Consider the following 25661-nt stretch of genomic DNA (forward strand, 5'->3'; position numbering starts at 1 on the left):
GCCTTGAACTTGCCGAGCATGAGGTCCTCCGAGGAGAGCGAGTAGGGGGAGCGGCTCCGAGCGCCGCGGCTACGTCGGTAACGCTACGGATCGGAGGGGTCCCTCTGCGTCCCCGCACGGTGGACATTCGCCTGTAGCTCGTACGGGGGACAACCCCGGCGTGATCCGCCCGGCCCGCCGCCTGTCCCCCGTACGAGCTACCCCTGAATGTCCACCGAGCGGGGACGATTTCCGGCCGTGCGATCCCTAACGTTCTCCTGGTAACCGCGGCGCTCCGGTCGCGGAAGCTCGTGAAGGAGTCGTCATGCGAGTGTTGGAGCGGCTCGTGGCCGCGTTCCACGGCTGTCCGGTCCCCATCCGGCGCAGCGACAGGGCCGCCACGAGCGCTAGGCTGCCCCGATGATCCATCTCCGGCGGATCGCGGAGCTGTGGCGGCGCTGCGACGTCACACTCCGGGATGCTCCGTTAGCGCTGCTGCTGCTCGTCGGCTCGCTCCTGCCAGAGTTCCAGGGCCACGGAACCCAGATCGGAATCCTGCCGACCCGCGACTACGACGTGCTGGCCGTCCTCGTGGTCGCGCTGGAGTGCCTCCCGCTCACCGTGCGCCGCCGGTGGCCGGGCGTCTGCATCGTCCTGGTGTCGCTCGGCTTCTCCCTCGACCAGCTCCTCGGCGTCCACGCGATGGCGGGCACCGCCCTGCCGATCGCGCTCGTCAGCGTCGGCGCCCATCTGGAGCGCCACCGCCGCGCCACCGCGGTCCTCCTGACCGTCGCCTTCGTACCGCTCATGGTCGCGCTCGACCGGCTCGGCTCGGGCGAGCCGCTCGCGGACATCGTGCTGCTCTACGTGGTGCTGGTCCTCGCCTGGTGCATCGGAGCCTGGCTGCGTTCCGCCCGCGCCGCCGAGGCCGAACGCCGCCGCCACGTCGCCGCCGCCACCCGCGCCGCCGAACGCACCCGCATCGCCCGCGAACTGCACGACGTCGTCACCCACCATGTGACGGCGATGGTCGTGCAAGCCGAGGCCGCGCGCTACCTGACCGCCGCACCCGAGCGCCTCGACGCGACCCTGAGCGCCGTCACCGACACCGGCCGGCGGGCCATCACCGACCTGCGGCACCTGCTCGACCTGCTCAACCCCGACCACGACACCGACGGCCGCACTCCCTCCGCCGGCGACCTGCACGGCCTTGTCGAGCAGACCCGCCAGGCCGGGCAGCCGGTCGAGTTCGACGAAGAGGGCACACCGCCGGAGTCGGCGGGCAGCGCCGAGTTCGTGGCCTACCGGGTCGTACAGGAAGCTCTGACCAACGCCCTCAAGTACGCCCACGGCAGCCGCACCGAAGTGCGCGTACGCCATGCCCACAAGGAGATCAGCGTGGAGATCAGCACCGACGGTTCCGGATCGCGGACCCGCTCACCCGGCGGCAGCGGGCGGGGCCTGGCCGGGCTCCGCGACCGGGTCGACGCCCTGGGCGGCGAGTTCGACGCGGGCCCGCGCCCCGACGGCGGCTTCCTCGTACGCGCCCGAGTCCCCGCCGGAGGACCGTCGTGAACGCGCCCGTCCGGGTCCTGGTCTGCGACGACCAGCCGCTCATCCGCACCGGGTTCTCGACCATCATCGACGCGCAGCCCGACCTTGAGGTGGTCGGCGAATGCGGGGACGGCCGCGCCGCGATCGAGCTCACCCGCCAGGTGAACCCGGACATCGTCGTGATGGACGTGCGCATGCCGGTGCTCGACGGCATCGAGGCGACCCGCCAGCTGGCCGGAGCCGGGGTCTCGCAGCCCGTCAAGGTGCTCGTGGTGACGACGTTCAACCTCGACGAGTACGTGTACGAAGCACTGCGCGCCGGGGCGAGCGGCTTCCTGCTCAAGGACGCCCCGCCCCAGCAGTTGCTGCACGGCATCCGCACCGTCGCCTCGGGCGCCGCGCTGCTGGCCCCCGAGGTGACCCGGCAGCTCGTCGGCAGGTACGCGGCCCGGATCCGCCCCGCCGAGAGCACACCGGAAGAACCCGCGCTGACCCCGCGCGAGCTGGAGGTCCTGCGCCTCATCGCCGACGGCCTGTCCAACAGCGAGATCGCCGCGTCCCTGGTGATCAGTCAGGAGACCGTCAAAACGTACGTGTCACGCATCCTCACCAAGCTCGACCTGCGCGACCGCGTGCAGGCGGTGGTCTACGCCTATCGCAGGGGCCTGGTGACCTGAGCCCGTCCTGGGACGGAACCGCACGCCGGACGTGAGCGTGGGGACGCCGGCCTCACCCGGCGTTGAGCACGGTGATGACGTCCAGGTGGAGCCCATCGACCGCGACGAGTACCGGAGGGCCGGACGGGGCCATGCTCCATGCCAGATCGTCGGTGACCCGGGTGGCCGGCCACCGTGCGCGGGTCACCGCAGTCCGGAGCCCGGCAGAAGGTCAGCGACAGCCTGGCGTGCCCGGTCGCAGACCCGGCAGGTCGCCTCGGACATCGGGCAGTTCCGGGCGAGGACCACGACGGGAACGGCGACGACCGGCTCGGACAGCACACCCCGGACCGCGAAGGGCGCGGCACCATCCGAGTCCTGTGGACGATCCCCCGGGAGGTCAGGAACGCGGGGGCAGCCAGGTGCGGATCTGGTCCATCAGCGGGATGGGCGCGTCGTACTGCACCAGGTGGCCGGCGCCGTCGATCAGCGCCAGGTCGGCGCCCGGGATCAGTTTCTGCAGCCGGTGGCCGATGTCGCTGGACAGCCAGGTGTCCTGGGCGCCCCACAGGACGCGTACGGGGATGTCGATGCGGCCCAGCTCGCGCTCGTTCTCCTCGAGGAAACGCTCGTCGTAGCCGGCGATCTGCCGGTAGAACGCGGGCTGGCCGTCGTCCCCGGTCCAGGGTCGGACGAGCTGGTCGAGGTCGGCGTCGCGCAGGCCGCGGTGGCTGGCGCCCTGGATGTAGGCGCGCAGGATCGCCTCGTGGATGTAGGCCGGCAACCGGCCGAGCAGGTCGGGGTTCTCCCCGACGTACGTGAAGAACGGCGAACCGGCGGGCGGGATGGTCACCACGTCGACGAGCATGAGCGAGGCGTAGGGAACGCCGCCGTGCAGATGAGCGCGGAGCGAGACCGCTCCGCCGAAGTCGTGCGCGATCACGTGAGGCCGGTCGAGCCCCCAGTGCGCGAGCAGGGCCGCGAACGCCTCGGCCTGCACGCCGAAGTCGACCGGATGCCCCGCGTGTTTCGACGACCGGCCGTAGCCCGGCATGTCCCACAGGTGAACGGTGAAGTCACGGCTCAACGCCTCGGCGAAGGGCCGCCACACCAGCGACGAGAACGGGGTGCCGTGGCAGAACACCACGGCGGGGCCGGATCCCGCCCTCCCCCAGGCGATCCGCCGTCCCTGCCAGTCGAAACGCTCGGTCAGCTCCATGCCCACCCACCCTAGTCACCGTCCCGGCCTCGCAGCCGGCCGGTGTCCTGGTCGCGAACGCTCTGACCCGTGCCGTCAGCGCCCCGGTGAACCGTCCGCGGCCGTGGGCTCCTCGATGTCCCAGCGGAGCTCGTCGCGGTCGGTGAGGAACTTCTCCGCCGTCTCCCAGCGCATCGGCAGCGGCATGGGGACGGTGGCCCTGATCCGGGCGAGCTCCTGGTGCGCGCGGACGAGGCCGGCGAAGTCGCGCGGGTAGGCGCGCGTGTCCACACCGGTGAACACGCCGAGCTTGGTCGCGCGGGCCAGCGTCTCCCGCCACTGCCCGATCGTGGCCAGCCCGACGGACTCCACGCCGTGGGAGAACAGCAGCAGCCTGATCTCCTCGAACGGGCCGGCCGCGTCGAGGTAGGCGTCCAGGCTCGCGCGCGACGGCTCGGAGTTGAAGACCATCCAGTACGGCACCGACCCGCTGCGCAGCGTCCACCACGGTTCGAGCAGCAGGAAACACTCGGCCAGCAGCCGGTCGGCCGGCAGGCCGCGCCGCCGGTACCACTCCCGGTACAGGTCGGCCACCACCGGGCTGAGCCGTTCGGGCTCGGCGAAGCTCATGCGGGCCAGGCGCCAGCCGTTGCGCGCGGCCAGCTCCCGCAGGTCGGCCAGCAGCTCGGGCTCGAACCCCCACTCCGCCTCCGGGCTCTCCCCATCCGCCTCCGGGTAGTCCCACCTGCGGTGCGGCGAGCCGTAACGGCGCAGGTATCCGGCCACGCGGGGACCGCCATGCCGGTACTCGTCCGGGGTGGCGCCGCCGGGCGCCCCATGCTGGAAGACGTGCCGGGGGCCGACCCGGGTCACCGGCCAGCGCAGCTCGCAGTCGGCTACCACCAGCGTCGCGCCGGACGCCAGGGTCTGCTCCAGGTGCTCGCGGTAGGCCGCGGGCAGGCGGCGCCACTTGACCCGGAAGTACGACATGCCCGCGATCATCAGGCGGTCCTGGTTGGCGTCGTGCATCTGGTGCAGGACGAGGTCCGGGTTCGCGGAGACGAGGGCCTGGCCGGCCTCCTGGGTGCGGAGCAGGTCGGCGCGCGGTTCGTCCGGGTGCACGCCGTGGCGGCGTACCGGGATCAGCAGCGTCTGCGGCAGCCAGGGCGCGCCCAGGGCCGCGCACAGGTGCATCATGGCGCCGTTCGCCGATCCGACGAACGCGACGTCGCTGCGCCGGCGCGGATAGTGCCCGGTGACCCACCGCGCCAGCTCGCCGGAGCGGATGCCGCCCACCCGGCGCAGCGGTACGGCCTCCGCCCACCCGCTCGCGGCGTACGCCCGCTCCTTCACCCCGCGCGGCAGTCTGTTGGCCGCGCCCAACAGCGCCGCCGCCCACGGCTCCGCGGCGGGCGGGCCCTGGCCGATGAGCGGCACGTCACGGCCGTGCAGGAACCGCGACAGCGCCCGCAACATGCCGGTCGCCGAGTCGAACGACGCGACCACTCTTCCCGGTTTCACACCGCCACCTCCGACAGGAACCCGGCGACCGCGGCGGCGACGCGCCGGGGGTCGCGATACACCGTCATGTGCGGCAGCCCGTCCATGACCTCAAGGCGCCCGTACGGCAGCAGCCTGGTCACCTCCTCGGCCCACGCCTGCGGCACCATCCGGTCCTTGCCGCCCCTGATGACCAGGGCGGGCACGGCGACGAGCGGCAGCTTGTCCTCGACCCGGTCGCGGATCGACTCCCCGAAGGCCGCGAGCACGGTGCGCGGCCCGGCGTCACGGTAGTCGGCGACGTTCAGGGGCATCATGCGCGGGCTCTCCCCCGGCGCGTTGCGCAGCCACTGAGCGGCCAGCCGCCACGGCGATCGTCCGCGCGGGTCCACGGTCGGCCCGGCCAGCACGAGGGCGGCGGCCGCCTCGGGATGGCGCACGGCCACGTCCACGACCACCTGGCAGCCGTACGAGACGCCGAGGAGGCACGGGCGTTCCAGGCCCGTGCGCTCCACCCAGGCGGCCACCACGTCGGCCAGCGCCGGCAGCACCAGTGGCCGGTCCGGTTTGCCGCTCGCCCCGAACCCGGGCAGGTCGATCGCCCAGGCGTCATATCGTTCGCCGAGCACGTCGACGAGCGGCAGCAGTTCCCTGCTGGACACGCCGGCGCCGTGCACGCAGACGACCGCCTGCCCCGGCCCGCGCCTGCGGTGGCCGGCGACCTTCAGATCACCCACCACGTGGTCCTGCCGCTGAAGCGACACCCCTGGCCTCCTCTCCTGAGGCCGCTCCCCCTACCCGCCGGCCGATCACCTGAACAACGCCGCCCGCCGTTTCATCGCCGGCGGGCGGCAAAGGCGGCAAGCTCCGTCGGTGGCGATGTAGCGCCGGACGTGCTCGGTCACCGAGGCTCCGGGCTGTCGATGACGTTCATTCCTCCGTTCCCAGTCCCTGCGCGAAGCCGCCGTCCACGGCGAGCTCGACATTGGTCGTGAAAGTCGCGTCCGCCGCAAGGAACAGGGCCGCCCTCGCGACCTCCTCGACCGTGCCGATCCGCTTGAGCGGCGTGGAGCTGTCGCCCTGCCGCTCGAACTCCCGGCGCTGCTCCTCGGTCAGGCCCGCCACGCCCATCGTCGGCGTCTTGATGTATCCGGGTGCGACGCTGTTGACCCGGATCTTGCGCGGCAGCAGCTCGACGGCCAGGACGTGTGCGAACGCCCGCGTCGCCTCCTTGGACGCCGAATAGGCGCTGATGCCGGGGAACACCACGTCGTTGGCGACCGTGGTGAACACGATCGACCCGCCGTCGGCCAGCAGCGGGGCGAGCGCCTGGACGGTGAAGAACGCGCCCTTCGCGTTGATGTCGAAGTGCCGGTCCCACGCCTCTTCCGTCACCTCGTCCAGCGTGGCGAAGGAGGCGAAGCCATGGTTGACGAAGAGGTGATCGAGGCGGCCGAGCACGTCGCGGGCCTGCTCGGCGAGCGCCGCGACGTCGGCCACACTCGCCGCATCCGATCGGACGACGTGTGCGGCCCTGCCCTTCAACGCGGTCCGGGCCTCTTCGAGGGTCTGCTCGTTCCTGCCGGTCAACAGGACTTCCGCACCCTCGTCGAGCAGCGCCTCGACGATCGCCCGTCCCATGCCGTGCCCGAGGCCAAGGTCCGCGCCCTGCTGGCGGCGTTGCTGGCGAACCCGGGGCGGGTGGTCTCGGCCGACCGGTTGGCCGACGAACTGTGGGACCGGCCTCCGGCCCATCCCGTGCGCGCTGTGCAGACCCTCGTGTCCCGGCTGCGCGCTGTGCTCGGCGCGGAGGCCGTGCTGCGCCGTCCGCCTGGCTACCTGCTGAACGCAGAGGACGAGACGGTCGACGCGGTGCGTTTCGTCGCGCTGGCCGACCGTGCCCGCGCCGCCGGTGACCCACGCGAACAGGCTGAGATGTTCTCCGAAGCGCTCGGGCTCTGGCGGGGGCAGGCGTTCGACGGATTCGCCGACGAACCGTTCGCGCGGGCGGCTGCTGCGCGGCTGGAAGAACAGCGTCTGCTGGCCTGGGAGGACTACGCCGAGGCGCGCCTCGAGCTGGGCGATCATGGCCCGCTGGTGAGCGAACTCGCCGAGCTGACGCGCGGCCACCCGCTGCGCGAGCGACTGCGCGCCGCCCACATGCGCGCCCTATACGGCGCGGGACGCGCGAGCGCCGCGCTTGACGTCTTCCAGGACGCGCGCCGCGTCCTCAACGAGGATCTGGGCCTGGAGCCGGGCCCCGGGCTGATCGAACTGCAGCAACAGATCCTGCGCCAGGAATTCACCGGCCGGCCGCCCCAAGGCAACCTCCCCGAGCCGCTGACCGACCTGATCGGACGGTCACGGGCCGCCGCGGACGTACGGGGCCTGCTGAACGAAGAACGCCTGGTCACCCTGACAGGACCGGGCGGAGTCGGCAAGACGCGGCTCGCGCTGGAGGTGGGGCACGCGCAGGCCGAAGCCTTTCCCGACGGGGTGTGGCTCGTGGAACTCGGCGGGGAGCGGCCACATGGGGAAAGGATCTCGGAGGCGGTGGCCTTCGTGCTCGGGCTCCGGGACGAGCCGTCGCCGTCCGGCGTCTCCCACCGGCTGGCCGAGGCGCTGCGGGGGCGGCGGCTCCTGCTCGTCCTGGACAACTGCGAGCACGTCATCGACGCGGTGGCGGGTTTGGCCGGACTGCTGCTGCGCCGCGCGCCAGGCGTACGCGTCCTCGCCACCAGCCGCGAGCCGCTGGGCATCGCAGGGGAGCGGCAGTGGCCTGTTCCGCCCCTCGACGTGCCGGAAGCGGGAGCCGGCCCGCAGGAGGTCGCACAGTCGAGCGCGGTCCGGTTGTTCGTGGCACGGGCGGCCGCCGCCTCACCGGGCTTCGCCGTGTCGGCGGAGAACGCCGAGGCTGTGGCCACGATCTGCCGTCGCATGGACGGCATCCCGCTCGCCCTGGAGCTGGCGTCCACCCGAGTGCGCGTGCTGGGCACGACGGAGCTGGCCCACCGGCTCGACGACCGGTTCGGACTGCTGGTCGGCGGCCGCCGCGACGCCCCGGCCCGCCAGCGGACGCTCAAGGCTGTGATCGACTGGAGCTGGAACCTGCTGACCGGCGCCGAGCGGGCCGTGCTGGGCCGCCTGGCGATCCACCGGGACGGCTGCGCGCTGGAGGCCGCCGAGGCGCTCTGCTCCGGCCGCGGCGTGAAGCCCGCCGAGGTCGTGGACTTGCTGGCCAGTCTCGTGAACCGGTCGCTCCTGGTCGTGACCGGCGACGACCCGCCCCGTTACCGGCTGCTGGAATCCGTCGCCGCGTACTGCCTGGAGAAGCTGCCGGAGGACGAGCACGAAGCCCTGCGCCAGGCGCACGCCCGCTACTACGTCTCCTTGGCCGAACGGGCCGACGCGCACCTGCGCGGCGGCGACCAGCAGCGGTGGCTGCGCCGTCTTGACGCCGAGGCGGCCAACCTGCGCGCCGCGCTCGACACCGCCGACGAGCACCTCACCAGACGTCTGGTGCGGAGGATGGCCTGGTACTGGTTGCTGCGCGGCCGATTCGCCGAGGCCAGGCGCTCGCTGGCTCTCGCGCTCGAGACGGATGACGATGGCGCCTGGCTGGCCGGGATGACGCTGCTCACCGGAGAGCCATGGCGGGGCCGTCCCCCCGTCGAGGCGTCGGGACGGGCCAGGTGGTTCCTGGGGTACGCGGAGACGCTGTTCGGTTCCCTGGAGGCAGCCGAGGAGCTGAACCGGCGTGCCCTTGACGACTTCCGGGACAAGAAAGATCGCTGGGGCATCGCGGCATCGCTAACGGTGCGGGGCCTGCACCGTTACGTGCGCGGGGACATCGCCGGCTCGCGGCTCGACGCCGAGGAGGGGCTGGCGCTGTTCACGGAGGCCCGCGACCAGTGGGGACGCCTCCAGGCCATCGGCGTGCTCGGCAGGCTCGCCGAGATCGTGGGTGACTACCACGCAGCGGAGGTCCGGCACCGCGAGGGCCTGGCTCTCGCAGAGAGCCTCGACCTGTGGGGTGAGGTGTCCGTGCGCTGGTCGGAGCTGGGCCGGATCGCGTTGCTGTCCAGCGACTTCGCACGCGCCGACAAGCTGCACGAACGCGGCCGGCGGCTGGCCGTGACGCACGCCGACCGGCGCGCCCAGGAGTTCGCGGAGGTGGGCCTCGCCCTCGCCGCCCGCCGTCAGGGGCGGCTCGACGAGGCGGAGAAGCGCCTGCGCGCCTGGCTGGACTGGAACCGGGAGTTCGACGCGGAGAACGGCGCGGCGCTCATCCTGGCCGAGCTGGGCTTCGTCGCCGAGCAGCGCGGCGACGCCCCCGCGGCGCTGGAGCTGCACGAGCAGGGCCTTGCGGCCGCCTCCGCCACCGGCGATCCGCGGGCGGTCGCCCTCGCCTACGAGGGACTGGCCGGAGCGCACAGCCTGGCGGGCCGCCACGAGGAGGCGGCCCGCCTGCTGAACGAGGCCTTCCGATTGCGCGAGAGTGTGGGCGCACCGCTCCCACCCGCCGAACGCGGCGACGTCGACCGCATCACCGCAGTCCTGCGGACAGCGCTTGGCACGCTCGGGCCCTGATGTCGTACGGCCGGTATGCCTCGATGGGTGACGTCGCCGTCACTCGGCAGCTTCGCCCTCCGGCGGCGCCCATCTCATGGTGAACAGCTCGTAACCAGGGGCCTGGCCCGGCAGAGCACCCGCCGGCCCGGCGCGTAGGCCGTCGAGCGCGATGGTGATGATGCGCTCTCGCGCGTTCAGGGCGGCGTCGTACAGCTCGGTCCGGCCTTGGCGCTGCAGCTGCTCCTGCAAGGGGGACTTCGACAGTTGTTCGATGAGCAGTTCGAGGTCGACCGCGGTCACCCCGGCGCGGAGCACCCCTGCCCTGTGCGCGCGTTCGACGAGCTCGGCCACCGCGCGATCACCCCGCTGCGCCAGCTCGGTCATCTCGTCGGTGACGTCGAAGGTGCCGGCCGCCGGCGCCAGCGAGCCCGGGCCCGACCGGATGGACGCCATCGCGTAGTGCATCAGGCCCTGCCAGGTGTCGTCCATGGCAAGGCCCTCGTTCGCCGCGTCGAGGTATTCCCGCAGGGCGATCAGGCACAACCGCTGGAACAGCTCCTGTTTCGTACGGTAGCGCCGGTAGAGCGAGCCCACTCCGACGCCGGCCCGAGCCGCGATCGCCGCCACCGACGCGTGCGCGCCGTCCACCGCCAGCACCTCGCGGGCCGCCCTCAGCAACGCCCGGTCGTTCCTGGCGACCTCCTCGCTGCGCCATGAACGCGAACGTGTCATGCCGGCAGTCTACCCGTTTGCGGAGTGTTTTGCTCCGCGTCTATGGTTTATGCGGAGCGAATCACTCCGCAACTGAAGGAGCCCCATGGCCACCAGCACATCCGACATCGGGGACAGCGAGCCCGCACCCCGGCGCAGCCGCCTGCCCCGGCCCTTCCGGCCGTACCGCACGGGTCACTACCGCCTCCTGTCGGCGTCGCTCGCCCTGAGCCTGGCCGGCAGCGGCATGTGGGCGGTCACGGTGGCGTGGCAGGTGATCGCCATAGGGGCGGGCCCGTCCGAGCTCTCCCTGATCGCCGCCGCGAGCGGCATCGGGCTCGTCGGTACGGCCCTGCTGGGAGGTGTCGTCGCCGACCGAGCGTCTCGGCGGCGCATCATCCTGATCAGCCAGCTCGCCAAGGCGGTGGCTGTCGGCTCGGCCACGGTCACCGGCACGATGGGCCTGCTCACCCCGGCACAACTCGTCGCTGTCGCCGCGGTCCTCGGGATCGCGGACGGATTCTTCTATCCCGCCTACTCGGCGCTCGTTCCCACCGCGGTCGCCGAGGACGATCTGCTCGCGGCCAACGGGATCGAGAGCATGTTGAGACCGACGCTGATGCACGTGCTCGGGCCCGCCGCCGCCAGCGCGCTGATCAGCCTCTTCGCGCCGAGCACGGCCCTGGCGGGAGTCGCCGGCGCGCATCTCCTCGCCGCGGCGTGCGCGATCGGCATACGCCGTTTCGAGCCGACCTCGACGGGCGTACGTGGACCGGAGACGCGCGCGACCCCCGGACACGAGCCGCACACGAGCCCCGAACCCGGACCCGAGACGCGCGCGACGCCCGAACCCCGGCCTGTGACGCGCTCCCGCATCTCGCGCGTGGGTGGCCACGTCCGGTCGGCGGTGGGCGACCTCGGCGCCGGGTTCGCCTACCTTCACTCGACTCCTTGGCTGATCGCGACGCTCGCGTTCGCCGTCACGTTCGTCCTGGTCACCAACGGGCCGGTCCAGGTCCTGCTGCCGTTCGTCGTCCGCGACCAGGGAATGGGCGGGCCGCGGGAGTTCGCTCTCGCCCTCGCCTGCAGAGGTATCGGCGGGGTGGTCGGCTCGCTCACGATGTCCGCGCTTCCCCTTCCCCGCCGCTACCTGTCGGTCATGCTGCTGGCCTGGGCCGCGGGCTGCCTTCCGCTCCTCGCTCTCGGGTCGACCGACCGGCTGTGGATCATGATGGCCGCGCTTTTCGTCCACGGTGCCCTGACCTCCGGCGCGATGGTCATCTGGGGGACGCTCCTGCAGCGCCGGGTGCCGCCCGCCATGCTCGGCCGGGTCTCCAGCCTCGACTTCTTCGTCTCACTGAGCATGGCTCCCCTGTCGATGGCCCTGGCCGGGCCGGCGGCGGCCACCTGGGGAAATCAATGGATCTTCCTGGTTGCGGGCATCGTTCCCATGGTGGCCGCCGTACTGGCCGTCACGGTCGCCCGCCTCCCGCGCGACGAGATCGATCAGCCGCTCGACCGCACGAGATGACCGCCCGCAAGGGCGCAGCAACCCGGACGTGCCGCGGGTCAGGTCCGCGCCGGCGTCGCGCCCTCGCGCAACCCTTTCATGGCGCCGCCCCAGGCGACGACCTCGTCGAGCATCTCTGTGGCGGCGTGCACCCGGTGAGCCGCCGGCTTGAACGTGCTGAAGTTCTCGAAGTCGCTGCCCAGGAACAGCGCGACCTGAGAGCCCACGCAGGCCACCTTCAACTCACCCATGATCAGGCGCAGGTGTTCCACCGCCCGCGTGCCGCCCACGCTCCCGTAACCGACGAATCCCGCCGCCTTGTTGTGCCACTCGCCATAGAGGAAGTCGATGGCGTTCTTCAGCGCGCCGGAGATCGAGTGGTTGTACTCGGGCGTGACGAACACGTACGCATCGAAGGACGCGACCTTGCCGGCCCACTTCCTGGTGTGGGGAAGGTCGCGGTGGCCCATCGCGGGCGGAAGCGCCTCGTCCAGGTGCGGCAGGCCGAAGTCCTTGAGGTCCACGAGCTCGAACCGGGCGTCGTCACGTCGCGCGGCGAGATCGTGGATCCAGCGGGCCACCGCCTCCCCATTACGCCCGGGACGCGTGCTGCCGATGATGATCGCGACATTGATCATGAGTCGTCATTCCCTTCCGTCCTGAGATATCGGAGCGGATCGCTCCGACAGAGCGCACACTATCCCGGAGCGTTTCGCTCCGCAATTTCCCCATCAGCTGTACGACCTCGCCCGCCGTTTCGTCGCCGGCGTGCGGGGAAGGCGGCAGGCCCCTGTGCCCCGGCGGAAGGCGGAAGAGGAGACATGGACGCCATCGTGCTGCTCAAGGAGGACCACAAGACGGTCGAGGCGCTGTTCAAGCGTTTCGAGCAGGCCGGCGAACGCGCCCACGTCGAGAAGAGGCGGCTCGTGGACAGGATCACCAAGGAGCTGGTCACTCACGCGTACATCGAAGAGGAGATCTTCTACCCGGCGGCCCGCGCCAAGGTGCCGGAGACCGGCGACCACGTGCTGGAGAGCATCGAGGAGCACCACCTGGTGGTGTGGATGTTGTCGGAGCTGAAGGACCTCGACCCCGCGGACGAACGCTTCACGGCCAAGGTGACGGTGCTGATCGAGAACGTCCGCCACCACGTCGAGGAAGAGGAGAAGGACTGGTTCCCGCAGGTCCGCGCGGCGATGGGCCGCAAGGAGCTGCAGGAGCTGGGCGAGCGCATGGCCGCCGCCAAGTCCGAGGCTCCGGGCGAACCGCTGGCGGTCAAGAGCGCCAAGGCATAGAGGCAGGCGTAACCCCCATTCCCCCGATTCCCCTGATTTCGGAAAGGTGTCCCATGGCAGGCCAGGCGAACTCCAGAGACGTCGTCCCGCGCCCCGACGGCAGCTGGGCGGTCACCAGGCCGGGCGGCCGGCGAGCGTTGTACACCGCGAGCACGCAGGCGGAGGCCGTGCAGCGGGCCGGCGAACTCCTGCAACGGGACGGCGGCGGCGAGCTGCGCATCCACGGCGTCGACGGCCAGGTACGCGACCAGCGCACGATCGCCCCCGGCAACGACCCCGTCCCGCCCAGGGGCTGACCCGACGTACGGCGACGCGCGGGCTAGCTCGGCGGGGGCGGCACCGGCCTGGCGGCGAGTGCCTGGGCGACGGCGTACAAGTTGGACGCCATGGCGCGGGCGGTCTTGTGCGACCACTCGCGGCCCTGCTCGGAGTCCAGATAGTTGGGCCCGGGACCAGGGCCGAGATGCCAGTAGGTCCAGGACTGGCCGGGGATCGTGTAGCCGATGTCGATCAGCGCGCCGGCGATCTCGCTGATCACGTGGTGTGCGCCGTCCTCGTTCCCGGTGACGACGACTCCGGCGACGCGGCTGTAGGCCACCGGGCGCCCGTCGTCGCCCGTCTCCGACAACATGGCGTCCATCCGTTCGATCACCCGCTGGGCCACCGACGACGGGTGTCCCACCCACGTGGGGGTGGCGACGATGAGGATCTCGGAGTCGAGCAGGCTCCGGTGGATCCTCGGCCACCCGTCGCCCTCTCCCATGTCCGTCTCCACCCCGGGCAGGATGTTCTCGTCGACCGCCCGGTACGTCTCGGTGCCGACGCCGCGCTCCCGCAGCTCGCCGGCGACGACGTCGGCCAGCGCGCCCGTGTTCGACGGTTCAGGGGCCGGCTTCAGAGTGCAGTTGACGACGACGGCTCGCATGCGGTGACCTCCGCGGCTGATCGACTCGTACGGGCTCCTGCCCATACCCGCGATCAGGGAAGTAAACGGCGCGGCCTGAGTGCGCGCACCAGGGCGCGGTGGGTGGCGTAGCGGTCCAGCCCGAAGCGGTCGTCCTCGGCGATCTTCTCCAGGCGCAGGACCCGGCGTTCGGTGCACCGCCAACCCGCGCACGGGCGGCGTGCTCGCCACGATCGACCAGGGCGGCTTCACCCTCGAGCCGCTGGACCCGTCCGCCGCGTGCACGCCGACCTCGGTGGCGGCCCACATGTTGTACGAGACCGTCGACCCGTTCCGGATGCGCGAGCCCGCGGGCACGCTGGTGGCGACCGACGCGACCCACACCGAAGGCTACGCGACCGTCGCCGACGAGGGCTTGATCAACGAGGAGGTCATCGCGCGGCTGTACGGCCTAGACCCGGCCGACATCCTGATTTTCGCATCCCCGCACTGGACGTCGTGAAGATCTCGTTCCCCCGGCCCGTCCCCCAGGGCAGCCTGCGCGACCGGGACATCCACGCGGGCCAGCACCACGTCCCTTTCGCGGCGCTCGTGCCCGCGTGAGTCTCCGGCGGGTCAGGGTCCGTAGTCCTCCAGCTCGATGGCGTTCGCGGCCTGGCTCGCCGTCTTGGTGATGAGGCCCTTCCACGGCATGTACGGCAGCAGCCGGTAGTTGAGGTTGCGCATCCGGATCCAGGTGCCGGACGGCGGGACGAGCCAGTTGCCCGCGCCCTCGGCCAGCTTCATGTTGGCGTCGACGTAGCCGCGCATCCGCGACTCGTAGCGGGCGAAGGCCGTCTCGTGGTCACCGCGGGCGCGTGCCAGCTCGCCGGCCAGCACGTACGCACCGACCACGGCCAGGCAGCTGCCGCCGCCCGACAGGGTGGACGCGCAGTATCCCGCGTCGCCGAGCAGGGCGACGCGGCCGCGCGAGTAGGAGGGCAGCCGGATCTGCGTGGTGGAGTCGAAGTAGAAGTCGGGGGCGTTCCACATCTCCTTCAGCAGCCGGGTCACCTCCCATGACTCCCCGGCGAACCTCTGCTCCAGGATCTTCTTCTGCTGCTCGTCGTCGCGGTGGTCGTAGCCGAGCGGCGGCGAGGCGAAGTAGAACAGGGCGCGGGCCTCGGTGTTGTCCCGCGCGCTGTACATCCCCGCGAGCTTGCCCGGCACGTTGTAGAAGTGCCCGGTGTATTCGAGGCCGAGGAAGTTGGGCACGGTGAAGATCGACAGGTGGTAGCCCAGGTAGCGGCTGAACTGCGACTCGTCGCCGAAGGTCAGTGCGCGCACGTTCGAGTGCAGCCCGTCCGCGCCCACGACGAGGTCGAAGGTACGGGTCGCGCCCGAGGCGAAGCTCACCGCGACGCCGTCGTCGCCGGTGTCCATCGCGGCGATGGAGTCGCCGAAGAGGTACTCGGTGTCGTTCCTGGTGGCGTTGTGCAGGATGTGCACGAGGTCGCCGCGGAGGATCTCCACTTCACCGCTCATGATCTCGGCGGGCAGCGTGGCCCGGTGCCTGCCCAGGCCGTCGACGTAGCTGACCGCGCCCATCGCTGTGCGCGCCCGGTGGATGGCGTCGTAGAGGCCCATGCGCCGGGTCACTTCGAGGGCGGCACCGCGGAAGTCGACCGCCTGGCCTCCGTCCCGGGGGCCTCCCGCCCGTTCCACGACGGTCGGGGCGAACCCGAGACGCCGTAGCCAGAAGGCCAGCGCCGGACCGGCGATGCCGCCGCCGGAGATGAGGATGGTCTGGTTGCGCATTGTCGTCTCACTTTCTGTCGGACGTCGTCGTTCAGCGGCGGCCGGAGGGGGAAAGACGGCCGGTCTGCGGCTTGGTCGTCGCGGATACGGCGTGCCGCGGAGTGCGGCGCATGGAGACGGCGGCGATGATCACTCCGGCGATCAGGGTCACCGCGCCGGCCACCCCGACGACGTTGATGGCCTGCGCGGACGCCTGCCGCGCGACCTCCGCCAGCGCGGCGCCCGCACCGCCGGGGAGTTCGGCGGCCGCGGCCAGCGCGGCGCCGATGGTCTCGCGGGCGGCGTCGAGCGCGGCCGCGGGTACGGCGTCGGGAGCCGCGTCGCCCACCCGCGCGCTGTAGACGGCGGCCCCGATGGAGCCCAGCACGGCCATGCCGAGCGCGGAGCCGAGCTCCTTGCCCGTCTCCGACAGCGCGCCGGCGGCCGCCGCCTTCTCCTGGGGCGCGGTGGCGACCATCGTGTCGGCGACCAGCGCGGTCGCCACTCCGGCGCCGGCGGCGAGCAGGCTCGCGCCCACCATGACGAGCAGCGCTCCGGTGCCGGCCGTGACCTGGGTGAGTGCCAGCATGCCGAGGGTGGCCACGGCGAAGCCCCCGATCATGAGGGTGCCCGTACGCACGCCGCGCTTGGCGAGCAGCGTGGCGCCCGTGATGGCGAGCACCATCACCACCGGCGAGGCGAGTTGGACCAGCCCGGCCACCGCCGGGTCGAGGCCCGCTCCCGCCTGGAGGTACTCCATCAGCAGAGGCGAGAAGCCCATCAGGACGAACATGACGAGCAGGTTGAGCACGATCCCGGCGCCGAAGGTGGGGTGCCGCAGCAACCACAGGTCGATGAGGGGCCTCTGGAGCGACAGTTGCCTGGTCACGAACGCGGACGCGAACGCTCCGCCGGCGAGCACGGCGGCGATGGGCAGCGGGCCGACGCCCGATCCGGTCATGGTCTTGAGGCCGTACACCACCGGGAACACGGCGCCCACCGAGAGTGCGGCGCTGACGAGGTCGAACGGCGGCGCTTCGGGGTTGCGGACCTCCGGCAGCAGGAACCGGCCGAGGACGAGCAGGGCGAGCATGCCGGGAACGCTGATCAGGTAGACCGACGTCGGCCGGGCCGTGACGGCCAGCAGCACGCCGCCGATGAGCGGACCCACGGCGGAGCCGACGGTGACGCCCGCCACGGTCGCGGCGATGGCGGCCCTGCGCTGTTCGGGCACGTGGAACATGCCACGAATGAGCCCGAGCGTGGAGGGCATCAGCGTCGCCCCCGCCACGCCGAGTGCCGCGCGGGCGGCGATGAGCAGTGCGGCGGACGTGGCGAACGCCGCGACGAATGAGGCCGTGGCGAAGCCCGCGGCGCCCAGCATCAGCAGCCGGCGGCGGCCGATCCTGTCGCCCAGACCACCCATCGCGACCAGGAGGCCCGCCATGACGAACGTGTAGACGTCCTGAACCCACAACTTCTGAGTGGCGCTCATGTCGAGCTGCCGGGTGAGCTCGTTCACGGCTAGGAGGTTGGCTCCCAGGTCCACGCCGGCCAGCGTGCACACGAGGAGGAGGACGGCCAGCCCGGCCCGTTCTCTGCCTGTTGCTGTCGTGTTGAGCTGTCTCATACCTCGCCACCATATGGACGTCTAAGACATATGTGCAAGACATTGTCTGAGACTTTCGTTTGATAGGGTCCGCGGGTATGGGTAACCGTGAAGACTTGCTCGCCGGAGCCAAGCGCTGTCTGCTCGAGAAGGGCTACGCGCGCACCACGGCTCGCGACATCGCGACCGCGGCGGGGACCAGCCTGGCCGCCATCGGCTATCACTTCGGCTCGAAGGAACAGCTGCTCAACGCGGCGCTCTACGACGCGACCGGGGAAGGGCTGGGCGAGGAGTTCGGTCGCGCGCTGCGCGCCGCCGCCTCCGGGAAGGACGCGGCCGAACGGTTCGAGGCGACGTGGACCCACATGATCGACTCGTTGCCGCAACACCGGCAGGTCATCGTCGCCGCCCTGGAGAACCTCGGCCAGCTCGCGCACGTGCCGGAGCTGCGGGAGACGTTCGCCCAGGCCCAGGCCGACGCCATCGACGAGTTCACCCACCGCTACCGGCAGTCCGAGCACGACGTCGGCAACGCGCCGGCGCGCGCCGTCGCCACCCTCTACTACCTGCTGATGAACGGCCTGATCGTGCAGTGGATGACCGACCCGGGCGGCGTCCCCTCCGGCGAGGACCTCGCCCTCGCGGTGCGCACCATCGCCTCCGCCGGGCAGCGGGAGCCCGCCTCCGACCGAGCTGGCTGAGACGTTTGTACAAGACGTACATATGAGACATATGTACTATCGCTCGGTGTGATCAGGACGCCGCGCACCTGCATCCACTCCGCCCAGAACCGCTTTCTTCCCCCGGAACTGCAGGACCGGTGGATCGCCGAGGCGGACCGGCTCACGCCCGGCAACACCTTCGACGTGCGCACCGTGAACGTCCGCACTTCGCGCCGCGCTCCCGAGGAGATCGTCGACATTCTGAGATCGCTCCCGGGCGCGCATACGGGATAGAGATCGATAAGTCCGCCTAGACTGGACACCGGCATTTTCGAGCCACTTAGAGGATTGGGTCATGGCTGACGAGAGCCTGAGCGAACAGAAACTCAAGCCGCATGTGCCTCACACGGCACGGATCTGGAACTACTGGCTGGGCGGCAAGGACCATTTCCCCGTCGACCGGGAGGTCGGCGACCGGGTCAAGGAGATCTTCCCGGTGGTGGTCGAGCTCGCGCGAGCCGACCGGTTGTTCCTGGGGCGGGCCGTACGCTTCCTGACCGCCGAGGCGGGCATCCGGCAGTTCCTCGACATCGGCACCGGGCTGCCCACCCAGGACAACACGCACGAGGTGGCGCAGCAGATCGCGCCGGAGTCGCGGGTCGTGTACGTCGACAACGACCCCCTGGTGCTCGTGCACGCGCGCGCCCTGCTGACCAGCTCGGAGGAGGGCGCCACCTCCTACATCGACGCCGACGCGCGTGACCCCTCCCTCATCCTGCGCGAAGCCGCCAAGACGCTGGACTTCACCCAACCGGTGGCGATCATGTTGCTGGGCATCATGCACTTCGTCAACGACGACGACGAGCTGCAGCGGATCATCGACGAGCTGATGGCCGCGGTGCCGTCGGGAAGCTACGTGGCGGTGGCCAACACCACCACGGCGGTCAACGGCGAGGCCACGGCCGAGGCGGTGCGCGTGTGGAACATCGACGCCCAGCCGAAGCTGAAGCTGCGCACGCCCGAGCGGATCGCCCAGTTCTTCACCGGCTACGACATGGTGGAGCCGGGCTGGGTCTCGTGCTCGCGGTGGCGTCCTGAGCCGGAGTGGGACGGCAGCCTGCCGGTCGAGGTCGACCAGTGGTGCGGTGTCGTCCGCAAGCCATGAGCACCACCCCTGCCGTGCCGACCAGGTGAGGGCCGGGCTCGGATCGCCGACATACCCGGGATATACCGGGGGCTCCTACTCTCGCGGGCGTGTCTCTCCGCAGATCCTTACTCAGGACGTTCGCCGCCCTCACACTGGCCGCTGCCCTGCTGGTGCCTGGGCCCCAGGCCGCCGCCGCATCCCTGTCGGACGCCGAGTTCTTCGGCAAGTGGAGCAACGGCGCCTGGGTGACGGCCCCGCGCGTCGCCTACGACGAGGGGCTGGACGAGGTCCAGCGCGCGGTCAAGGACGGCGACTACGGCCTGGCCAAGCAGAAGCTGCTCGATCACTTCCGCGAGCGTCCCGCCATGTCGGCGGGCCGCTTCTCGCACTCCGCCTGGCCTGGGGTCCTGGAGCTGACGCCCGACCACATCTGGACGCTGGACACCGGCGAGGTCTACCTCACGACGCTGACGGTCGGCCCGCAGGAGACGACGGTCAGGGCCGACGTGACGACCAGCGTCAAGGAAGGCAGGACCGGGTTCTTCCTGATGAGCCGGTACAAGGATCCGGTCATCGCGCGCTTCGGCACCAGCAAGAGGAGCTCAGGCACCCCCACGCTCCGCCTGACGCTGGCCGACGGGTCGGAGAAGACCCTACGCCCGTCGCACGACACCTACATCTGGGCCGGCCACCCCGGCACCGCGTACGGCGACAAATACCTGATGCAGGTCAGTGACCAGGGCAAGGGCCCCTTCAGCGCGGAGACGCGCAAGGCGTACCTGCAGTTCGACCTCGCCGGGCTGCCCGAGGTGAAGAAGGCCGAGCTCTCGCTGACCGGCTCGGCCGACGCGAAGAAGGACGTCATGCTGTACGGCAACGGCGACACCTTCACCGAGGCCTCCCGCACCTGGTCCAACACCGTGCAGTACACCTACTCCTGGCAGGGCGACCCGGGAGGGTTCGACTGGAAGCAGCCGGCGGGCGCCGACAAGGAATATCTGGTCCAGCTGCCCCGCTTCTACTTCGCCGGCCCTCTGGCCGAGGCCTACCGGCAGACCGGCGACAAGAAGCACGCCGGCACGCTCATCGACCTGATGACCGACTTCGTCAAGGACGCCGACACCTATGTGGCCGACGGGGCGGGGGCGTACCCGAACAGCCTGTCCGTGGCGCGGCGCGTGCAGAACTGGATCGCGGCGTACGAGATCCTGCGCACGAGCCCGTCGCTGACACCCGAGGCCAACACCGAGATCCTCAAGGCGCTGAACAGGTCCGCCGCGCACCTGGAGATGAGCGAACAGGGCGCGCACAACTGGCGGCAGACCCAGAAGGCCGCGCTGCTGCACACCGCCGTGTACTTCCCCGAGTTCTCCAGGGCTCCGCAGTGGAAGGCCAACGCGGTCACCTCCCTGGAGCGGCTGCTCGACGAGTCCACGTACGCCGACGGTGGCTACTGGGAGGCGACGGACGGATACGCCCGCGCCTACGCCTCCCAGTACGTGGACCTCGCCCTGTTCATGAGCGAGCACGGCCTCGCCTTCAGCGAAGCGGCCAGGGCCAGACTCCGGAAGCTGGGCCGCTTCCTCATGGACCAGACCTACCCCAACGGCTACGGCCCCGTATACGGCGACAGCGAGCCGAGGGATGTCCGCTCGACCCTCAGAAGGCTGGGAGAGCTGGTCGACGACGAGGAGCTGATCCATGTCGGCACCTCCGGCGCCTCCGGGAAGAAGCCCGCGCACACCTCGGCGCTCTATCCCGACACCCGCGTGGCGGTGGCCAGGTCCGGCTGGAGCCCCGGGGACTCCTACCTGCGGATCAACGCCGACCGGGGCAACCACAGCCACACGGACGAACTGGCCATCACCGCCTACGCCTACGGCACGCCGCTGCTGCCCGACATGGGGACGTTCACCTACGCCTCGGACCCGCGCGCGACCTGGCTGCGGAAGAGCACGGAGTCGCACAACACGATCGAGATCGACAACCAGGCGCAGGTGTCGACGGCCGCCGGGGCGATCACCAGCCTGATCTCCAATTCGTCCTTCAGCCTGGTCGGCGCGCACACCGAAGCCTCCGAGGGGGCGCTGCACGAACGGTCGGTCCTGTCGCTGTCCTCGGGCCTGTGGCTGGTCTCCGACCGGTTGAAGCCCTCGGACAACGCCTCGCACCGATACGAGCAGAACTGGCACTTCACCCCGGACGCGAACCTCTCGCTCGGGTCGGGGCGGAAGGCGGCGACGACGGCCTTCGGCGACGGCGCCAACATCACCGTCGTGCCCGCCGATCCGGGCAAGGTGTCCGCCTCGCTGCGCGACGGGTATTACGCCCCGGCCATGTACCGGGTGGAGAACGCCAAGTACGCGTCCTACGTCAAGACGACCGCGGGCCGGACCACCTTCGACACCCTCCTGCTGCCGTCCAAGGGTGCGGCGGACCGCACGGTGACGGTGGAGCGCATCCCCGTCGGCTCCACCCCGGCGCACCAGGCGACCGCGCTGGGCCTGAAGCTCGGCGAGCGGGGCGAAGCGGTCTATTACAAGTCATGGACGACCCGGGCGTCCCGCTCCTTCGGGGCGTACACGTTCGACGGCAAGCTGCTCTACGCCGAGACGGGCGCCACCGGGCAGTCGATCATGCTGGTGGACGGCACGTCGGTCAAGCGTGACGGCGCGACCCTGGTCACGTCGCCGACGCCGGTCAAGGACCTGGCCGTGGCGATCGGCAAGGACGGCACCGTACGCATCGACGGCGCCGGGCTGAAGGCGAGCACCGACCCGGCGCGGGCCATCGCGATCACCACGGCGGACGCCGCCAAGGTCGTCCTCAACGGCACGCAGGTGCCCTTCCACCGGGCCGGCTCGCTCATTTACGCGGCGGCGGCGCGCTGACGACCTGAGGTCGCGTGCCGTTCTTCGCGGCACGCGACCTCAGACCGGCCGCCGGCGGTCCTGCTTCGCCTCGCGCACGATCGCGCCGACGTCCGCGACCGGGCCCAGGTGCCGGAGCTTGTCCGGGTTGACCAGTGAACGGATGGTCTGGATGCGTTCGTCGAGGATGTCGAGCCCCCAGGCGGTGAGGATATTCCCGTCGGGGTCGCGCAGGATCGCGCCGGGCTGGCCGTTCACCTCGCGCGACTCCACCACCGCACCGGTCCGGGTGATGAACAGCGGCACGTTGGCGGCCAGCACCCTGATGACCTTCTCCACGCCGCAGACGCGGCGCGGACCGCCGACCTTTCCCCCGCCGTCGTTGACCAGCTGCACGTCGGCGGCGAGCAGCTCGCGCAGACCGTCGACATCGCCTTCCTTGAGCGCGTCGAGAAACCGTCCGGCGAGCTCCTCACGCTTCCCGCGGTCGGCGTCGAAGCGGGGCTGACCCTCCTGCATGTGACGGCGGGCCCGCGACACGAGCTGCCGGCAGGCCGCCTCCGAGCGCCCTACCGCCGAGGCGACCTCCGCGAACTCGAACCTGAACACGTCCCTGAGCACGAAGACCGCACGTTCGAGCGGAGTCAGCCGCTCCAGCAGGAGCAGCGCCGCCATCGACACCGAGTCGGCCAGCTCCGCGGAACGTTCCGGGTCCTCGTACGGGTCGGCGAGCAGCGGTTCGGGGAACCACGGCCCGATGTACTCCTCCCGGCGGACCCGGGCGGAGCGCAGCACGTCGATCGAGAGCCTGGTGACCGTCGCCGCCAGGAAGGCCTTGGGGGATCGCGGCTGCGCCGAGGCGGTCGCGTAGCGCAGCCACGTCTCCTGGACGGCGTCCTCCGCCTCCGTCACGCTGCCCAGGATCCGGTAAGAGATCGAGAACAGCAGCGGTCGCAGCTCCTCGAATTCCTGCTCTCGCGTCATGCCTGTCCAGTTCGTGCTCGGCGTCGGTCTCCGTACACGAGACGAGAGTGCCGGTCGTTCTGTGACATCGCATCATGGCATTCGCCCGTGTCACAACCGGGCGGGCCACGTCGTCCCAGAGGGCATGACGAACGCGGACACGACCTCGGTGCTGGTCACCGGAGGCAACAAGGGACTCGGTCTCGAAGCGGCCAGGCGGCTCGGGCAGCGAGGATGGCGGGTCTTTCTCGGCTCACGCGACGAGGGCCGGGGCCTGGCGGCCGCCGCCGAGCTCTCCCGCGAGGGCACGAACGTGGTCATGGTCCCGCTGGACGTGACCTCCGACGCCTCGGTGGCCGGCGCCGTACGGCTCGTCCGGGAGCACACCGACCGGCTGGACGTACTGATCAACAACGCCGGAGCGTCGGGCAGGGCGGTCGCGCCGGCGGACGCGACCGCCGACGAGATCCACTCCGTCTACGACACCAACGTGTACGGGCCGATCAGGGTCACGCACGCTTTCCTCCCCCTGCTGCGGGCGGCGGACCATCCGCGGGTGGTGATGGTGTCGAGCGCCGTCGGCTCCTTCGCGGTCGTGACCGATCCCGAGCAGCCCTCCTCGAAGATCCACGAACTCGCCTACAGCTCGTCGAAGGCCGCGCTCAACATGATCACCGTCAGGTACGCCCAGGCGCTCCCGGAGATCAGGTTCAACGCCGTCACCCCCGGGGAGGTCGTCAACCACACTTACGCCGCCACCGACATGAACCACCACACGGGCAAGCTGACGGTCACCGAGGGCACCGACTCGTACGTCAGGCTCGCGACGATCGGCCCCGACGGCCCCACCGGCACCTTCAGCGACCGCCTCGGCCCCATCGCCTGGTGAGCCGCCCGTCGGTCATCGGCCGGCGTCGTATCGGCTGAGGGCGTCGCCGGTGTCGTCGTGGCGGCCGCCACACGCCTGGCGATGTACGTTTCATGCGGCCGGTGGCGGGGCGCCGGAACGTGTCCGCATCGCCGCAGGTCAGAGAGCGTCCACGGCCTGGCGTGGCGGCTCCGCGCGTACGTCGTGATCGCCGCCCTGGTTGGGACGGCGGGCGAGCCGATACCGTCCGATCCGACGACGCCTCGCCTCTTGGAGTCCCGCCATGCCAGGAAAACGCTGGGCCGCCCCCGCACTGCTCGCCCTGACCCTGCCGCTGCTCGCCCCACCGGTCGCCGCGGCGACGGTCGCGTCCGTCCCGGCCTCCTCCGACGTGCCGCTGGAGGAGATCAACACGGTCACCACCCAGGTCGCCTTCGGTTTACGCCGCCCCACGGCCATCGCCGCACCCGACGACGGGACGGATCGACTGTTCATCACCGAGAAACGCGGGACTGTGCGGGTCTACCATCCGGACACCGGTCTCGACCCGACCCCGATCATCGACATCACCGCTTCGGTGGACGAGTCGGGCAACGAACGCGGGCTGCTCGGCATCGCCCTCGCGCCCGACTTCGCCGAGAGCCACGACCTGTACCTCGCCTACACGGCGCTACCGGACGGCGCGGTGACCCTGGCGCGGTACGCGCTGGACGACGCCGGCCTCGAACCCCTGCTCTCCCAGGAGCACGCCGAGAACAGCAACCACAACGGCGGCCAGATCGCCTTCGGCACCGACGGCAACCTGTACATGAGCATCGGCGACGGCGGCGGCTCGGGCGACCCCTTCGACTCCGGGCAGCGCCTCGACACCCTGCTGGGCAAGATCGTGCGCATCGACGTCAGCCGGAGCTGCGGCGACCTGGCCTATTGCGTACCTCAGGACAATCCGTTCGCCGGCGTCGAGGGCGCGCGCGAGGAGATCTGGATGTACGGCGGGCGCAACCCGTGGCGGTTCTCCATCGACCCCGCGGACGGCTCGATGTGGATCGCCGACGTCGGCCAGGGCCGCTGGGAGGAGATCAACCACGTCAAGCCGGGACGGCAGGCCGGCGCGAACCTCGGCTGGTCCTGCTACGAAGGGCTGGAGGTGTTCGACGAGACCCAGTGCCGCTCCGACGCCGAGTACACCGAGCCGGTCTTCACCTACTCCCCGCACACCGGCGGCTGCGCGGTCATCGGCGGGCAGGTCTACCACGGCGAGGAGTTCGCCGACCTGGTCGGCGGCACCTACATCGCCACCGACTACTGCTCCTCCACCGTGTGGGCGCTGCGCGAGGACGGCGCGGGCGGCTATCTCCAGGCCGAGATCGGCCAGACGCCGACGCAGGTCACCGCGTTCGGCGCCACGCCGGAGGGCGAACTGTACGTCGTCAACGATCTTCCCGGTGGCCTGCACCGCGTCTCGTTCGAACGCGCCGAGCCGACCTGCCTGATCGGGCACACCACGCGGACCTGGGGCGGCGGCATGACCGTCGACCTCACCGTCACCAACACCGGCACCACGCCGATCAACGGGTGGACGCTGCGGTTCCCCCTTCCGCGCGGACAGAGCATCGTCTCCGACTGGAACACCGACCTCACCCAGAGCGGCGACGTGGTCACCGCGGTCAACACCGGCCACAACGGCTCCATCGCGCCCGGCGGCAGCGTCACGCTGGGCTATCTCGCCGAGCACACGGGCGACACGTCTCTGCCGGGCAGGTTCTCGCTCAACAGGGACACCTGCGCCGTCGACCGCTGACCGAAGCTCTGTGCAATGGTATAACTACATAGTGTGATCGCGGCGCCCGGCGCCGCCCCGCTGCGCCTCCCCACGTCCCCCCAAGG

Annotated in this window: 25 protein-coding genes; 14 read left to right on the forward strand and 11 right to left on the reverse strand. The window is 71.0% G+C overall.

Translation table 11 applies throughout. The features are described from left to right. The first annotated feature begins 399 nt into the window (after window positions 1-399). Together GUY59_RS35500 and GUY59_RS35505 are read left to right on the forward strand one after the other, a co-directional pair. On the forward strand, window positions 400-1554 hold the full coding sequence (locus GUY59_RS35500) for a sensor histidine kinase (RefSeq protein WP_132331832.1): 1155 nt from the start codon (window positions 400-402) through the stop codon (window positions 1552-1554). Further along, window positions 1551-2210, forward strand: coding sequence for a response regulator (locus tag GUY59_RS35505; RefSeq protein WP_138205217.1), 660 nt, complete (start codon window positions 1551-1553; stop codon window positions 2208-2210). The genes GUY59_RS35500 and GUY59_RS35505 overlap by 4 nt, the downstream gene beginning before the upstream one ends. 52 nt (window positions 2211-2262) lie before the next feature. On the opposite strand, the gene GUY59_RS50230 is transcribed toward GUY59_RS35505, so the two are convergent. The 5 genes from GUY59_RS50230 to GUY59_RS35525 form a co-directional block, all read right to left on the reverse strand. Then, entirely contained in the window at window positions 2263-2397 is a 135-nt protein-coding gene (locus GUY59_RS50230) for a hypothetical protein (RefSeq protein ID WP_269128993.1), read from the reverse strand. Window positions 2398-2589: 192 nt separating this feature from the next. Next, window positions 2590-3408 (reverse strand): alpha/beta fold hydrolase, encoded by an 819-nt coding sequence (locus GUY59_RS35510; protein WP_138205219.1) that lies wholly within the window; start codon window positions 3406-3408, stop codon window positions 2590-2592. A gap of 75 nt (window positions 3409-3483) precedes the next feature. Further along, window positions 3484-4908, reverse strand: coding sequence for a hypothetical protein (locus tag GUY59_RS35515; protein WP_201761726.1), 1425 nt, complete (start codon window positions 4906-4908; stop codon window positions 3484-3486). Then, a complete protein-coding gene (locus GUY59_RS35520) occupies window positions 4905-5651 on the reverse strand; it encodes an alpha/beta fold hydrolase (RefSeq protein WP_138205222.1) in 747 nt (248 codons plus the stop codon). The genes GUY59_RS35515 and GUY59_RS35520 overlap by 4 nt, the downstream gene beginning before the upstream one ends. A gap of 166 nt (window positions 5652-5817) precedes the next feature. Further along, window positions 5818-6642 carry an SDR family oxidoreductase gene (locus GUY59_RS35525; RefSeq protein WP_138205225.1) on the reverse strand — a complete coding sequence of 275 codons (825 nt, stop codon included), beginning with the start codon at window positions 6640-6642 and terminating at the stop codon, window positions 5818-5820. Here GUY59_RS35525 and GUY59_RS35530 point away from each other — a divergent pair. Continuing rightward, window positions 6532-9477 carry a BTAD domain-containing putative transcriptional regulator gene (locus tag GUY59_RS35530; protein WP_138205227.1) on the forward strand — a complete coding sequence of 982 codons (2946 nt, stop codon included), beginning with the start codon at window positions 6532-6534 and terminating at the stop codon, window positions 9475-9477. The two genes, GUY59_RS35525 and GUY59_RS35530, sit on opposite strands and share 111 nt — an antisense overlap. A 39-nt stretch (window positions 9478-9516) precedes the next feature. Here GUY59_RS35530 and GUY59_RS35535 read toward each other — a convergent pair whose 3' ends face one another. After that, entirely contained in the window at window positions 9517-10191 is a 675-nt protein-coding gene (locus tag GUY59_RS35535; protein ID WP_138205230.1) for a TetR/AcrR family transcriptional regulator, read from the reverse strand. Window positions 10192-10276: 85 nt separating this feature from the next. On the opposite strand from GUY59_RS35535, the gene GUY59_RS35540 reads away from it, so the two are divergent. Further along, window positions 10277-11701, forward strand: coding sequence for an MFS transporter (locus tag GUY59_RS35540; RefSeq protein ID WP_138205233.1), 1425 nt, complete (start codon window positions 10277-10279; stop codon window positions 11699-11701). Window positions 11702-11739: 38 nt separating this feature from the next. Here GUY59_RS35540 and GUY59_RS35545 read toward each other — a convergent pair whose 3' ends face one another. Then, the gene (locus GUY59_RS35545) at window positions 11740-12318 is read right to left on the reverse strand and encodes an NADPH-dependent FMN reductase (RefSeq protein WP_132331816.1); all 579 of its coding nucleotides are present in this window, start codon (window positions 12316-12318) and stop codon (window positions 11740-11742) included. 183 nt (window positions 12319-12501) lie between these two features. On the opposite strand from GUY59_RS35545, the gene GUY59_RS35550 reads away from it, so the two are divergent. After that, a complete protein-coding gene (locus GUY59_RS35550) occupies window positions 12502-12975 on the forward strand; it encodes a hemerythrin domain-containing protein (protein ID WP_138205236.1) in 474 nt (157 codons plus the stop codon). 53 nt (window positions 12976-13028) lie between these two features. Beyond that, window positions 13029-13271 (forward strand): DUF2188 domain-containing protein, encoded by a 243-nt coding sequence (locus GUY59_RS35555; protein WP_138205239.1) that lies wholly within the window; start codon window positions 13029-13031, stop codon window positions 13269-13271. 23 nt (window positions 13272-13294) lie between these two features. Here the strand turns inward: GUY59_RS35555 and GUY59_RS35560 are convergent, their stop codons facing one another. Continuing rightward, the gene (locus GUY59_RS35560; protein WP_138205242.1) at window positions 13295-13900 is read right to left on the reverse strand and encodes a flavodoxin family protein; all 606 of its coding nucleotides are present in this window, start codon (window positions 13898-13900) and stop codon (window positions 13295-13297) included. 199 nt (window positions 13901-14099) lie between these two features. On the opposite strand from GUY59_RS35560, the gene GUY59_RS47830 reads away from it, so the two are divergent. Both GUY59_RS47830 and GUY59_RS47835 read left to right on the forward strand, forming a co-directional pair. Further along, complete coding sequence (locus GUY59_RS47830) at window positions 14100-14381, forward strand: hypothetical protein (protein ID WP_201761727.1); 282 nt, start codon at window positions 14100-14102, stop codon at window positions 14379-14381. Beyond that, entirely contained in the window at window positions 14378-14482 is a 105-nt protein-coding gene (locus GUY59_RS47835; RefSeq protein WP_171055531.1) for a DUF4387 family protein, read from the forward strand. Before GUY59_RS47830 ends, GUY59_RS47835 begins: the two co-directional genes overlap by 4 nt. A gap of 12 nt (window positions 14483-14494) precedes the next feature. Here GUY59_RS47835 and GUY59_RS35570 read toward each other — a convergent pair whose 3' ends face one another. Continuing rightward, window positions 14495-15676: an FAD-dependent monooxygenase gene (locus GUY59_RS35570; protein ID WP_138205245.1), complete on the reverse strand. Its 1182-nt coding sequence runs from the start codon at window positions 15674-15676 to the stop codon at window positions 14495-14497. Between the two features lie 31 nt (window positions 15677-15707). Further along, window positions 15708-17285, reverse strand: coding sequence for an MFS transporter (locus tag GUY59_RS35575; protein WP_138205247.1), 1578 nt, complete (start codon window positions 17283-17285; stop codon window positions 15708-15710). A gap of 77 nt (window positions 17286-17362) precedes the next feature. Here GUY59_RS35575 and GUY59_RS35580 point away from each other — a divergent pair, with 77 nt between their 5' ends. The 4 genes from GUY59_RS35580 (at window position 17363) to GUY59_RS35595 (ending at window position 21964) form a co-directional block, all read left to right on the forward strand. Further along, window positions 17363-17965: a TetR/AcrR family transcriptional regulator gene (locus GUY59_RS35580; RefSeq protein WP_138205249.1), complete on the forward strand. Its 603-nt coding sequence runs from the start codon at window positions 17363-17365 to the stop codon at window positions 17963-17965. Window positions 17966-18013: 48 nt separating this feature from the next. Next, entirely contained in the window at window positions 18014-18220 is a 207-nt protein-coding gene (locus GUY59_RS35585; RefSeq protein ID WP_138205251.1) for a hypothetical protein, read from the forward strand. A gap of 61 nt (window positions 18221-18281) precedes the next feature. Continuing rightward, the gene (locus tag GUY59_RS35590) at window positions 18282-19091 is read left to right on the forward strand and encodes an SAM-dependent methyltransferase (protein WP_138205253.1); all 810 of its coding nucleotides are present in this window, start codon (window positions 18282-18284) and stop codon (window positions 19089-19091) included. A gap of 89 nt (window positions 19092-19180) precedes the next feature. Next, on the forward strand, window positions 19181-21964 hold the full coding sequence (locus GUY59_RS35595) for a heparinase II/III family protein (protein ID WP_138205255.1): 2784 nt from the start codon (window positions 19181-19183) through the stop codon (window positions 21962-21964). 39 nt (window positions 21965-22003) lie between these two features. On the opposite strand, the gene GUY59_RS35600 is transcribed toward GUY59_RS35595, so the two are convergent. Beyond that, the gene (locus GUY59_RS35600; protein WP_138205257.1) at window positions 22004-22927 is read right to left on the reverse strand and encodes an RNA polymerase sigma-70 factor; all 924 of its coding nucleotides are present in this window, start codon (window positions 22925-22927) and stop codon (window positions 22004-22006) included. Window positions 22928-23051: 124 nt separating this feature from the next. On the opposite strand from GUY59_RS35600, the gene GUY59_RS35605 reads away from it, so the two are divergent. Further along, a complete protein-coding gene (locus GUY59_RS35605; protein WP_138205259.1) occupies window positions 23052-23795 on the forward strand; it encodes an SDR family oxidoreductase in 744 nt (247 codons plus the stop codon). A 262-nt stretch (window positions 23796-24057) separates the two neighbouring features. Next, the gene (locus GUY59_RS35610; protein WP_138205261.1) at window positions 24058-25575 is read left to right on the forward strand and encodes a PQQ-dependent sugar dehydrogenase; all 1518 of its coding nucleotides are present in this window, start codon (window positions 24058-24060) and stop codon (window positions 25573-25575) included. Window positions 25576-25661 lie beyond the last annotated feature (86 nt).

The organism is Nonomuraea sp. K271 (assembly GCF_009908215.1).
Lineage (GTDB): Bacteria > Actinomycetota > Actinomycetes > Streptosporangiales > Streptosporangiaceae > Nonomuraea > Nonomuraea longispora.